The sequence below is a fragment of the Acinetobacter sp. YH12235 genome (assembly GCF_013417705.1).
In the GTDB taxonomy this organism is placed as follows: domain Bacteria; phylum Pseudomonadota; class Gammaproteobacteria; order Pseudomonadales; family Moraxellaceae; genus Acinetobacter.
Genome location: NZ_VPDL01000011.1, coordinates 100,232 through 112,115 on the forward strand (window position 1 = coordinate 100,232; position 11,884 = coordinate 112,115).

The 11,884-nt window shown below is 43.3% G+C and carries 9 protein-coding genes, 1 rRNA gene and 2 pseudogenes; 7 read left to right on the forward strand and 5 right to left on the reverse strand.

Going from position 1 to position 11,884, the window contains the following annotated elements; translation table 11 throughout:
- Positions 1-77 precede the first annotated feature (77 nt).
- Both FTV13_RS15595 and FTV13_RS15865 read left to right on the forward strand, forming a co-directional pair.
- A pseudogene (locus tag FTV13_RS15595) lies at positions 78-998 on the forward strand (aldehyde dehydrogenase family protein); the annotation flags it as partial.
- Positions 999-1,811 (forward strand): annotated as a pseudogene (locus tag FTV13_RS15865) (zinc-dependent alcohol dehydrogenase); the annotation flags it as partial.
- Between the two features lie 76 nt (positions 1,812-1,887).
- Here the strand turns inward: FTV13_RS15865 and FTV13_RS07820 are convergent.
- Together FTV13_RS07820 and FTV13_RS07825 are read right to left on the reverse strand one after the other, a co-directional pair.
- Positions 1,888-2,463 carry a hypothetical protein gene (locus tag FTV13_RS07820; protein WP_179992710.1) on the reverse strand — a complete coding sequence of 192 codons (576 nt, stop codon included), beginning with the start codon at positions 2,461-2,463 and terminating at the stop codon, positions 1,888-1,890.
- A 409-nt stretch (positions 2,464-2,872) separates the two neighbouring features.
- On the reverse strand, positions 2,873-3,418 hold the full coding sequence (locus tag FTV13_RS07825; RefSeq protein ID WP_180011626.1) for a glutathione peroxidase: 546 nt from the start codon (positions 3,416-3,418) through the stop codon (positions 2,873-2,875).
- A gap of 191 nt (positions 3,419-3,609) precedes the next feature.
- Between FTV13_RS07825 and FTV13_RS07830 the strand changes: the two genes are divergently transcribed.
- Positions 3,610-4,509, forward strand: coding sequence for a DMT family transporter (locus FTV13_RS07830; protein WP_180011628.1), 900 nt, complete (start codon positions 3,610-3,612; stop codon positions 4,507-4,509).
- 436 nt (positions 4,510-4,945) lie between these two features.
- On the opposite strand, the gene FTV13_RS07835 is transcribed toward FTV13_RS07830, so the two are convergent.
- From FTV13_RS07835 to FTV13_RS07845, 3 genes are read right to left on the reverse strand one after another with little or no spacing between them, the layout of a single operon-like run.
- Positions 4,946-5,515, reverse strand: coding sequence for an L-threonylcarbamoyladenylate synthase (locus FTV13_RS07835; protein WP_034171542.1), 570 nt, complete (start codon positions 5,513-5,515; stop codon positions 4,946-4,948).
- 40 nt (positions 5,516-5,555) lie between these two features.
- Positions 5,556-6,695 carry a DNA-processing protein DprA gene (gene dprA, locus FTV13_RS07840; protein WP_180011629.1) on the reverse strand — a complete coding sequence of 380 codons (1,140 nt, stop codon included), beginning with the start codon at positions 6,693-6,695 and terminating at the stop codon, positions 5,556-5,558.
- Positions 6,696-6,752: 57 nt separating this feature from the next.
- Positions 6,753-7,907, reverse strand: coding sequence for a LysM peptidoglycan-binding domain-containing protein (locus FTV13_RS07845; RefSeq protein ID WP_104426934.1), 1,155 nt, complete (start codon positions 7,905-7,907; stop codon positions 6,753-6,755).
- A 120-nt stretch (positions 7,908-8,027) separates the two neighbouring features.
- On the opposite strand from FTV13_RS07845, the gene def reads away from it, so the two are divergent.
- The 4 genes from def to FTV13_RS15605 form a co-directional block, all read left to right on the forward strand.
- Positions 8,028-8,558, forward strand: a complete 531-nt coding sequence (gene def / locus FTV13_RS07850; RefSeq protein ID WP_004780730.1) for a peptide deformylase — start codon at positions 8,028-8,030, stop codon at positions 8,556-8,558.
- A gap of 92 nt (positions 8,559-8,650) precedes the next feature.
- The gene (locus tag FTV13_RS07855; RefSeq protein WP_180011631.1) at positions 8,651-9,061 is read left to right on the forward strand and encodes a DUF2946 family protein; all 411 of its coding nucleotides are present in this window, start codon (positions 8,651-8,653) and stop codon (positions 9,059-9,061) included.
- 71 nt (positions 9,062-9,132) lie between these two features.
- Complete coding sequence (locus FTV13_RS07860) at positions 9,133-11,220, forward strand: TonB-dependent copper receptor (protein ID WP_180011633.1); 2,088 nt, start codon at positions 9,133-9,135, stop codon at positions 11,218-11,220.
- A 594-nt stretch (positions 11,221-11,814) separates the two neighbouring features.
- Positions 11,815-11,884, forward strand: a 16S ribosomal RNA gene (locus FTV13_RS15605); the annotation flags it as partial.

Consider the following 11,884-nt stretch of genomic DNA (forward strand, 5'->3'; position numbering starts at 1 on the left):
TCTACTACCTCTGTCACGACGCAAATCACGTTGTTATCCATTTATAAAAATTGAATTGGCCAAGCAGGGATCTAATTATGAGTTATCAATCCATTAACCCCTTTAACAACCAGAAATTAAAAGATTATCCGTCACACACTGATCAAGATATCCAAAATGCCTTGGATACCGCAGAAAAAATCCTGAAGTCGGATTGGACTCAACAAGTAGATACCCGGATTGAGGTACTTAGCAAACTGGCAAACAATATGCGGGAACGCAAGTCAGAACTGGCTAAAATCATGACACTGGATATGGGTAAGCTGATCAAGCAGAGTGAAGGTGAGATCGAAAGCTGTGCCAAAATTGCTGAGTATTATGCAGATCATGCCAAAGAGTTTTTAGCGCCAGTTTCTTATGAAACGGAACTAGGAGAAGCATGGGTAGAGCATCATCCCTTAGGCATCATCATGGCAGTTGAACCGTGGAATTTCCCATTTTATCAACTGATGCGGGTATTTGCGCCGAACTGTGCCATTGGTAATCCGGTTCTGGCAAAACATGCTGGCATTGTACCGCAATGTGCGGAAGCCTTTGAACAACTGATTTTGGATGCAGGTGCACCCAAAGGTGTCTGGACCAATCTGTTTATCAGTAGTGATCAGGTCGCTGAAGTAATTGCAGACAAGCGTGTGCGTGGTGTAGCACTCACAGGTTCAGAAGGTGCGGGCAGTGCTGTCGCTGAACAGGCCGGAAAACATCTTAAAAAATCAACGCTGGAACTGGGCGGTAATGATGTCTTTATTGTGCTGGATGATGCTGATCTGGAAAAGGCCATCAAGATAGGCTGCCAAGCACGGGTGAACAATACCGGTCAAGTCTGTACAGCAGCCAAACGCTTTATCCTGCATGAAAAAATTGCAGAAGAATTTAAGGCTGGCATGATCAAGGTATTTGAAGGGTTAAAAATTGGCGATCCGCTTGATCCTGAAACCACACTGGGTCCACTGTCTTCCGCTATAGGTGAAGGCATTGACCATTTAAAAATAGGAGATATTGTCGGTATTCCATGGCTGTATTCGGCTTGTGGCCATTGTGAACATTGTTATGCGGGCTGGGAAACCCTGTGTAGAAAACAGCAAAATTCGGGGTATTCGGTCAACGGCAGCTTTGCTGAATATTGTCTGGCCGATGGAGATTATGTAGGAGTAATTCCGGAGGGAGTAGACTTACTTGAAATTGCACCTATTCTCTGTGCAGGCGTCACTGTCTATAAAGGTCTGAAAATGGCTGATGCCAAAACAGGAGACTGGATGGCAATTTCGGGCATTGGCGGTCTGGGTCATATTGCTGTTCAATATGCCAAAACCATGGGATTTAATGTTATTGCCATAGATGTGGATGACTCAAAACTGGAACTGGCCAAAAATCTGGGTGCTGATGTGGGCATAAATGCACTGAAATCCGATGTAAAAGAAGAAGTGATGAAAGCCACTGGAGAAGGTTGTCATGGGGTATTGGTAACAGCAGTCTCTCCCAAAGCTTTTGAACAGGCAGTCTCGATCGTGCGTCGGGGGGGAACTATGGTGCTAAATGGTTTACCACCAGGCAAGTTTGACTTGCCGATTTTTGATATGGTACTTGACGGCATTACGGTGCGCGGCTCGATAGTGGGTACACGACTGGATCTCAAGGAAGCATTGGATATTGCTGCCCGGGGTAAGGTTAAGGCACATATTAATGTTGAGCCGCTGCAAAATATCAATGATATTTTTCAGCGTATGGAACAAGGGAAAATTGATGGCCGGATCGTGATCGATATGCGACTTTAATTCCTCATTGAGGGAAAATAAAAGCCAATCTGGTTCTTGCCGGATTGGTTTTTTGATGAAAGGGATTGAATGAGTTTTAACCTTGTTTCTGCTCGGGATTCTGGATCAGCAAGCCGGCCAGTTTGATCATTTCGGCTTGAACATTGACCATCTGCGATTCAATCTTTTTCAAGTCCACTTGGCTAAAATCCACCTGACCATTCAAGAGGGGAGAAGCCAGCACTTGCTGGTTTGCAGACATCATATTATTACGAATCTGGTCAATTTCCTGACTTTTTAAGTTCAGGTTACCCAGCACCTGATTAAAACTGCTGAGTTGCTGTTGAAGCTGGGTCGCAGTGGATTGCAGCTGCTGGGTATCTTTGGCTTCGACCGCCGTTTGCAGTTCGGTCTGGGTCTGTTTTAACTGTTCCACATAACTGCCGGCCTTGAGCTGCAAGTCGGCGACATCCCGAACCATATAAAACATATTGCCAGATTTAAGTTCAGTTGGTGTTGCCGAGCCTTGTTGCTGAGAGGTTGGTTCCAGATCTGACGTTGTTGTATCTGCCTGTTCAGTGGGTGTTTCGACAGCCTGTTCGCAGCCCATCAGTAAAATTCCCGAGCTAAATAATGCGAAAGGAAGGACAGCATTGGCAAGAATTTTGGACATGGAATCAGGGTCTCGATACAGGTGATAGAATTTGGATAGTATTTAATATAAGGACAAACTATGGAGATAAAAAAGATTGTTGCAAACTCATAACAATTCTTCTGGATTTTAAATAATTAGCCAGACAGAAGTGAGAAAAATCTAATAAAAATGAATAAGTAAATATTTTATTTTAAGCGGGGCGGCTCGTTTGGCCGGCGATTAACTTGAAGACTTTATTGTGTGGAATTTCATTCGACTATTATTTTCCTGCGTCCTAAGCAATTGCTGATTGTGCACGGATTGGTTGAGTCTTTACAAATGTAGGTGAATATCAACTTAGTGAAATAAGAGTTTTAAATAGAAATAAGTACCCATTATGAAAACAGATACTTATTTTAATCTTAATGCTTATTGGGAGAGCAGAGCGTTATTTTGCCAGTTCTGCATTCACCGCATCTACAATGCGTGGATCATCTGCAGTAATGTCTGGTGCAAAACGTGCCACCACTTCGCCATTTTTATTGATCAGGAATTTTTCAAAGTTCCAGAGCACTTCCGGTGGCTGGTTAGGGGTCAGGCCATAATCGACCAGATCTTTCCACCAAGGACCTTCGCCAATACGTTCCGGTACAGCCTGTGTAAGATTGGTATATAAAGGATGCTTGTCTTCGCCCGCCACAGAAATTTTTGCGAATAACGGAAAGTCGACTTTATAATTCACCGAACAGAATTCCTGAATTTCCTTTTCACTTCCAGGTTCCTGTTCCAGAAAATCATTGGAAGGGAAGCCTAAGATTTCCAGTCCTTCGGCTTTTTTATCATCATAGAGTTTTTGCAAGCCTTCGTATTGTGGAGTGAGGCCGCATTTTGATGCCACATTTACCAGCAGTAAGACTTTGCCTTGATACTGGTTCAGCGTCGTGTCCGTTCCTTGAATCGTTTTTACCGGAATGTCATACACAGAAGTGCTCATCGGATTTCCTTTTTATTAAATGAATGAGGGCTATTTGTTTTAACGGGTATTTAAATACAGTACAAGTCAGAATCAGTGAAATGCTTACTGGCCGGCTACAAATAGCATTAATTTTAGTTGAAAAATCAATTATGCTTAGGTACTTGCCAAGAGGGTATAGATTAACAATAGATAAAGACAGGGATGAAGTTATGACGCAGCAGCAAAAAACAATGTGGTGGGCCATGCTGCTTCCATTGACTGCGGTCCTGATCTGGTCATTGAATATGACCGTTAACCGTTATGTAGCGGATTATATTTCTCCCTTAAGTATCAGTTTTTATCGCTGGGTTCTGGCTCTGCTGATTTTAACGCCGTTAATGTGGCCCAAGGTTCGCAAAGCCTGGCCAGAAATTCGACCACATCTGGGGCATCTGGCTGTCTTAAGTGCATTGGGCATGGTGTTGTATCAAGGGCTGGCTTATACCTCAGCACATTATACCAGTGCCACCAATATGGGCCTGATTAATGCCTTTATTCCGATTTTTACTATTATTGTTGGGATCTTTGTTTTACATGTTCGCCCCACCTTAATGGCAGTGATTGGCAGTATTTTGTCTTTTATTGGTCTGATGTATGTGATGGGGCAGGGGCAATGGGCACATTTACTCGATGCAGGAGATCGTTATATTGGTGATCTGCTGATGCTGATTGCGGTATTTTTCTATGCCTGTTATGGCGTTTTGCTCAAAAAATGGCAGATCCAGATTCCGCTATTGGTTAGTCTGTATATGCAGATTTTTTTGGCCGTTCTCTATCACATTCCTTTAGTGTTGTACTCAGGCTTGGATGCCATTAATAGCAATAATGCGGCAAGTATTATTTATGCCGGAATTTTTCCTTCTATTGCTGCCCCATTCTTATGGATGATGGCTGTACAACAACTTGGCCCAAACCGCAGCAGTATTTTTATGAATCTGATGCCGGTCTTTACGGCGTTAATCGCTTATTTATGGTTATCTGAAGCCTGGACGATCTACCACAGCATTGGTGGTGCCATTATTCTAGTAGGTATTTTATTGGCGCAATATCCTGCTAAACCCAAGGTGTAAGCGATCAAACACAGGGTCGAAGTTTTATTTGTTTAATATTTGAACAAATAATTACATTATTTTTACAGTATTATTCCTTAAATTTAGTGATTATGGATATAAAAATAAATTATTAAAAATTAACTTCATTTCAAAACTGAAACAAAAATAGCAAGATATTTTGAATTTTGATTAAATTTTAAATATTTTTAATAGAAAAAATGTATTAATAAATTGTTTTATTATATTTGCTGTTGTGACGAATTTCTCGCATAATGCCCGCATCGAGAATGATGAATCAGAAAAAACCTAGATTTATCAAACTCCCAGAGATTTACAGACCCTCTGGATGTGATAATACACATCCTTTTTTATGCTCAACCATCCCTATATGGTTGAGCTTTTTTTTGTCTTAAAACTTTAGTCGGCTTGAAAAGAAAAATGACTGAGCAAAGGCTCAGTCACGAATAATTTCACCTGTTACAGCATCAATAATCCGGCTTGGTTTCTGGCTCAGTCCCAGATCGCCATTCAGATAATTCAGGTCCTGACCAAAATAACGCATGGCATCTTGCAGGGAACGTGCAGGTTCTAAGCCGGCAGGATTGGCACTGGTTGAAACAATAAAACCGCCAAAAGCCTGACACAAGGCTACACAAAGAGGATGAGTGGTCACGCGCACTGCCACTTTAGGGTGTTTGCCTTTAATCCAGCCTGGAATATCGTCATTGGCAGGGAGTAACCAGGTGGTTGCCCGGTCTGTAGGTCGATCATTACTCCAAGACTCAATTACTTTTTCACGCATTTCTTCACTTAGATCCTGAAGTAAATGTTCCACTTGTGAAATATGAGCTGCGAGTAAAATCACGCCTTTTTCAATCGGGCGCTGTTTTAAGGTTAAAATCTGGTGAAATGCCTGTTCATTATAGGGGTCGCAACCTAAACCCCAAACAGCCTCTGTAGGGTATGCCAAGACCTGTCCAGCTTTGAGACATTCAGCTGCTTCGGCAACAGAGGTGGTGATCATGTGTATACCTTATCAAAACAAGAAGTGTCTATTGTGAACCTTATTTATGTGGACGACAACGTAGATACATGCCGGCTTGCTGGGTGCAAAAGCCAAGTAGCTCCAGTTCCATCAATTGACTGGTGAGAGAAGAGACATCCTGTTGCAGATGATGACTGAGATGATCCAGATCCTGTCCAACCCAGTCCAACTGGTTATAAAGTCTGAGCAGATGGGGCGGTATGTGTGTAGGAAGTTCATCCGCCATGTCATGCTGTACTTCATTTTGTAAGGCCTGCCATTGGGTCGCCAGAGCCAGTTCTTCAACCACCTGTTGCGGGTGGTCAATCAGAATCGCGCCTTCACGAATCAGCTGATGGCAACCCTTATGATATTCACTATAAATATGTCCCGGAATGGCAAATACAGTCTTGCCTTGTTCGGCAGCTAGTTTGGCCGTAATCAGAGAGCCGCTTTTTAAGGTCGCTTCAGCCACAATGACCCCGAGACTTAAACCGCTGACAATCCGGTTACGCCGTGGAAAGTGATGCTGCAAGGGTGGAGTCTCTGGTAGAAACTCAGTAATGACTGCACCACCATGCGCAATAATTTCTTGGCGCAGCTGTGCATGTTGAGAAGGATAGGTCTGATCTAGTCCAGTCCCCATCACTGCAATGGTACCCTGATGTTTCAATCCTGCCCGATGTGCTGCTTCATCTATACCTTGTGCTAATCCACTATTAATATAGAAACCCTGTTCACTCAAATAAAAGGAAAAATCATAAGCTACTTGCCGGCCATGAGGACTCGGCTTGCGACTTCCCACAACTGCAATTTGGGCTTGTAGCAGGGTATCCGGCTGACCTTGACCAAAAATAATTGGTGGTTTGTCTACATAGTGGCTGAGTTGCTGCGGATAGTGCAGATCATGATAGAGCAGGATGAAATCACTATCTCGTTGAACTTTTTCCAGACAGCGCTGAAATTTCTGTTGTGATTCTGGAAGCGAGAAGTCTTTCAAGCGTTGGATATGATTGGCATGAATGCCAAGCGCCTGCCAGGTGGGCACCTGATCAGGCTGTATGGCTGTGGTCAGACTTGAATAATGCTGACTGATTTTATAGAAGCTCGAAAGAGAATGCTGAACTAGATACCATAACGTCAGTGTTTCCAGTTGCACGCGTGATAACGAGTTCAGCATATCGAGACCTATATATGTGTCTTCTTATTCTTTCAGTTGTAAAATTAGATCAAACTATTATTCATCTAACAATGGCGCTTGAATATTGGCACCTACCTTGATAGGTAACTCACTTTCCAGCACATAAGCATAGCTGAGCTGATCAAAAGTTTTAAAGACCATCACATTACCAATGCGCTCACCTGGAAGCTGTACGCGTTCCTTGGTTTTCGGATCAGTCACGACTTCACCTTTCTGGTTTACGCTGAAGACATGACCAGTCTGAACCCCATGTGCCGTACCACGGTCAATCGTCACGACACTATGACGCGCAGCGGTACCAATTGAACCCAGTACACGCACAATCTGACCACCAGCAACCGTATTTTCTGCATTCACTGGATAGAACAGGGTAGGCAACATCGGATCGTATTCTGGCAGGACACGGTCACCACGACGCACTTCGGCATTGTAGCTGTCGGTTAATTCCAGCGTGGTGACATCACCTTCGCCACGTACTGCAATTCCGGAAGCAACCTGTTGCAACTCTAGAGCAGCCGTGTATTTCTTGCCATTGGCATCGGTAAAGACATAAGGGTCTGCCTCACGATATACCGCATAACGCTGGCCAACCACCAGACCATTACCGCGGGCATAAACTTTCTGACCTTTACCTGCCAGTACGCGCTGGTCTGCAGTGCCGAGAATGTAAGGCGTACCCTGAACTGAATCCGCTGCCACAATGGTATAGCGTTCCAGCCATTGCTGGATGTGCGCTAATGGAATCACTGGAATCGTATTATTTAAAGATTCAACGCGAACCTGTGGCTGTAGCGAAGTACTGCCAATATAACGACTGATGATGCCTTCACAGCCATCACCTTCGTCTTTACCAATGATTGGACGACCTTGATAGTCACACATCAACAGGCGGTCACCCGGGAAAATCCAATGTGGATTTTTCACGTGCTTGTTACTGGCCCAGATTTCTGGCCAACGCACCGGATTTTTTAAGAAACGTTTTGAAATATCCCACAATGTATCGCCTTTTTTGACCACGTAGACATTGGGCGCACTGGCTTTTAAAGCAGGTGGATTGACGTTACGGGCAGGAGCTGCCTCGGCTGAATACATTGTCCCCATACTCACTCCGACACAAACTGCCAGTGCGAGCATTTGATTTTTTAACCCCAAGGCACTAAAAAATGGCATGCCCTTCAAAACCTTTTTCATTATCATAATTCCTAAAATTATGTGCGTAGTTGCGTTATAATAACGATCTTACACACATTTTTTTGATGAAGCATTCCCTTCATTTGGTTTTTTGATCAATGGCATAATTGAGGACGCAGTATGGCCTTATTACCTATTTTAAGTTTCCCGGATCCCCGTCTTCGTACCATTGCACAACCAGTCGAAGAAGTTACTGATGAAATTCGTCAGCTCGCTGCAGATATGTTTGAAACCATGTATGAAGCGCCAGGCATCGGACTCGCCGCGACCCAAGTTGATCGTCATATTCAGCTGATTGTGATGGACCTGTCTGAAAACAAAGATCAACCCATGGTGTTCATTAACCCCAAAATCACACCATTGACTGAAGAAACACAGCCTTATGAAGAGGGCTGTCTATCAGTTCCTCAAATATACGATAAAGTTGAGCGTCCGTCACGCGTAAAAATCGAGGCAATTGGTCTGGATGGTCAACCCTTTGAACAAGAGGCTGATGGACTTCTCGCTGTGTGCATCCAACATGAAATGGATCACTTAAATGGTAAACTTTTTGTGGATTATCTGTCGCCATTGAAACGTCAGCGTGCCCGTGAAAAAGTAGAAAAACTGGTTCGCCAGCGCAATAAAGAAAAAGTTGCAGTTAAACGCTAGGACTCTTTTCCCAAGCAATTTTTATGCTTCAACAAGCCCAATTTTGATTGGGTTTTGTTATACTTAGCCCAGACAAATTCAAGGGTTTGCCTATGGTTCTGCGGGGAGGTCTGCTACTTTCCTTTGTAGCGGTATTTCTACAGATGGCTGTATTCTTACAGCCTTTGCTGCCGAAGCAATATCAGGTTGCTCCGGTCTGTGAAACCATCACGCGTGCCCTTTTAGTTTCCTCTCATGTTCATTCTGAACATCCTGCTCATCATCTTGATCAGCATCCTATTTCCTCGGACTCCATGGCGCATGAACACGATGCCAGTCATCAGTGTCAGTACTGTACTGTCTATGGCAACCTGGTTTTGCCGCCTAAGCTTGAAGTGAAAGAAGTCCTGGATCGAATTCAGGTCAGACTCTTGGCTTTTGAACAAGCCTTTAAGCATGTCTGGTTTATCCTTCAGCGACTCTTTTTAATCCCGCAGGGACGGGCACCGCCACTGTTTGCATAAATCCACGTTGTTTTGCCTGGGTCTTGAATGACTCGGACCGTGTTTAATTTATGTATTCAGTGAGATTGAAAATGGCTCAGCCTAAATTCTTGTTACAGCCCCTTGCGGCTGCGATTTGTGTTGCCTGTTATTCATCAGTGGTTATGGCCAATGAAAGCATGCCTGTACAAACCATGGCGCCGATTGTGGTGACTTCAACTGCCGGTAATGATGCCAATGGTCTGATTGTTCGTGCTGATCCCAAACAGCCGATTCAGCCAGTGCCAGCAACCGATGGTGCAGATTATCTGCAAAGTATTGTAGGTTTTAGTTCGGTCAATAGCGGAGCTGGCACCAATGGCGATGTGACCTTTCGTGGCATGTTTGGTTCACGTATTAAAATCCTGACTGATGGCACTGAAAACCTCGGTGCCTGTCCAAGCCGGATGGATTCGCCCACTTCATATATTTCTCCAGAAAGTTATGATCGTATTTCAGTGATTAAAGGCCCGCAAACGGTTCAATATGCCAATACCGGTTCGGCAGCAACCGTCATTTTTGAGCGTAGCCCGGAACAGCTTGATCAGGATAAAAAATATCGTGGTCAGGCCAGTGTACTGATGGGATCTTTTGGTCGTCTGGACCAGAACATTGAAGCTGCTGCTGGTGATGAAAAGAAGTATATCCGCCTGAACACCAATCGTTCGGTATCAAACAGTTATAAAGATGGTGATAGCCAAACTGTACCTTCAGATTGGGAACGCTGGAATGCAGATTTGGCACTGGGCTGGACGCCGGATGAAGACACTTGGGTAGAACTGACCGGTGGTAAAGCGGATGGTGAGGCAGTTTATGCTGGCCGTGATATGGATGGATCACAGTTTGCCCGTGAAAGCCTCGGCTTACGTGTTGAAAAGAGAAATCTGACGGATGTGATTCGGAAAGTTGAGGCACAGATCAACTATAACTATAACGATCACATCATGGATAACTTTAGTCTGCGGCCTGTACCGATGATCCATGACATGGCAACCCATAGCATGAAAGTCAATCCATCCGCTATGCAGGTCACACGCCGTACTTTAAATTCCCGTATGGCGATAACAAGTGAATGGGATCAAACCCAGTTAATTGCGGGTGTGGATTCTCAGCGCAATACGCATGCTGGAGGAATGACTTCAACCAATATGAATATGCCGCTCACGCCAGATATGAAATTCCAGTCTTATGGAGCTTTTGGTGAGTTGAGCCATGAACTAAATGACAACCATAAACTGGTTACGGGTGTGCGGGTCGATCAGGTTGATATTGATGCCTTAAAAACTGGTCAAAGCCGTCAGGAAATCTTGCCGAGTGCCTTTATCCGTTTTGAAAATACTCATCCAGAGCATGATGGCGGTAAAACCTATATTGGTCTGGGATACGTCGAGCGTGTGCCGGATTATTGGGAATTATTTAAAACCGATTATCAGGGTGTAACTGCAAATACATTTAAACAGTTAGATACTGAAAAAACCTTACAGCTTGATCTGGGCTATCAACATCATCATGGTGCCTTCAATTCATGGGTATCGGCTTATGCTGGTATTGTTCAGGATTTTATTCTGATGACTTATCCTGAAACTGCAAATTCAGGTCATGACCATCATATGGGTAGTGGCATGCAAGGAATGCAGTCGGTAAAAATGAATGGTGCAGATTCAAGAAATGTTGATGCGGCGATTGCTGGTGCAGAAGCCGGAATTGGCTACCAGTTTACCGATGCTATTCAGGCTGATATTAGTGCTATGTATGCTTGGGGTAAAAACACGACAGATCATACGCCGTTGCCGCAAATTGCACCTTTAGAAGCCCGGGTGAATCTGCGTTATATCCAGGAGAATTATACCTTAGGGGCTTACTGGCGTTTGGTGGATGGCCAAAACCGTATTAGTGAACATGAAGGCAATATTGTTGGTTATGACCATAAACAGAGTGCTGGTTTTGGCACATTGTCTTTAAATGGCACCTATCATGTGAATGAGAGTGTGGATCTTTCAGTCGGTGTCGATAATGTCTTCGACCAGACTTATACAGAACATTTGAATAAAATGGGGAGTTCAGGTTTTGGTTTTGCTTCAGATGAGCAATTTAATAATATCGGCCGAAACTACTGGGCACGCGTCAGTATGAAATTCTGATTTGACTAAAGTGAATACGAAAAGCAGGGCTTAGGCTCTGCTTTTCTTGTTTTTAAGGAGATTAAAATAATTAAATTCAATGGCTTATGATAAATATATATTTCTAAATAAAATAATGAACATTTTTCTTAAAATAGTTTTCATAAATAAAACAATAATTTATGAATTTGTTGGATTAGAAAATAAACACCTGATTCAAGAGTTTTGAAAAAGGTGTTGCAAGCCCTCTGAAATGCTGTAGAATGCACATCCATCGGCGGTGATGAAGATCAAAACTCCTGATAAAACAGTAACTTAGCATGAAATGGTTGAGTTAGGTTTTAGAAAGAAAGTTTAAAAATAATTTTCATTACTGGTTGACTTTCTAGAGATAGAGAGTAATATAGCCGACCTAGCTTGCTACTGACGAAGTAGCAAGAAGATCATTAAGAGATTATGAAGAACAACTTGTGTGGATTTTTACTGGTTGATTGATCGAAATTATTTTCATTGATTGATTGGTTTAAATTACTCGAAGTTTATTTGAGCGAAATTTAAGTCAGAAAATTGATGAGCCAAGTTTAAGAACTTTACTTATAAAGTTCGAAATGATTTTAACTGAAGAGTTTGATCATGGCTCAGATTGAACGCTGGCGGCAGGCTTAACACATGCAAGTCGAGCGGG

Bases quoted from the DNA above. Each gene is read 5' to 3' on its own strand.
- FTV13_RS07820 (WP_179992710.1), bottom strand. From the start codon at position 2,463: ATGTCCAAAATTCTTGCCAATGCTGTCCTTCCTTTCGCATTATTTAGC.
- FTV13_RS07825 (WP_180011626.1), bottom strand. From the start codon at position 3,418: ATGAGCACTTCTGTGTATGACATTCCGGTAAAAACGATTCAAGGAACG.
- FTV13_RS07830 (WP_180011628.1), top strand. From the start codon at position 3,610: ATGACGCAGCAGCAAAAAACAATGTGGTGGGCCATGCTGCTTCCATTG.
- FTV13_RS07835 (WP_034171542.1), bottom strand. From the start codon at position 5,515: ATGATCACCACCTCTGTTGCCGAAGCAGCTGAATGTCTCAAAGCTGGA.
- dprA (WP_180011629.1), bottom strand. From the start codon at position 6,695: ATGCTGAACTCGTTATCACGCGTGCAACTGGAAACACTGACGTTATGG.
- FTV13_RS07845 (WP_104426934.1), bottom strand. From the start codon at position 7,907: ATGAAAAAGGTTTTGAAGGGCATGCCATTTTTTAGTGCCTTGGGGTTA.
- def (WP_004780730.1), top strand. From the start codon at position 8,028: ATGGCCTTATTACCTATTTTAAGTTTCCCGGATCCCCGTCTTCGTACC.
- FTV13_RS07855 (WP_180011631.1), top strand. From the start codon at position 8,651: ATGGTTCTGCGGGGAGGTCTGCTACTTTCCTTTGTAGCGGTATTTCTA.
- FTV13_RS07860 (WP_180011633.1), top strand. From the start codon at position 9,133: ATGGCTCAGCCTAAATTCTTGTTACAGCCCCTTGCGGCTGCGATTTGT.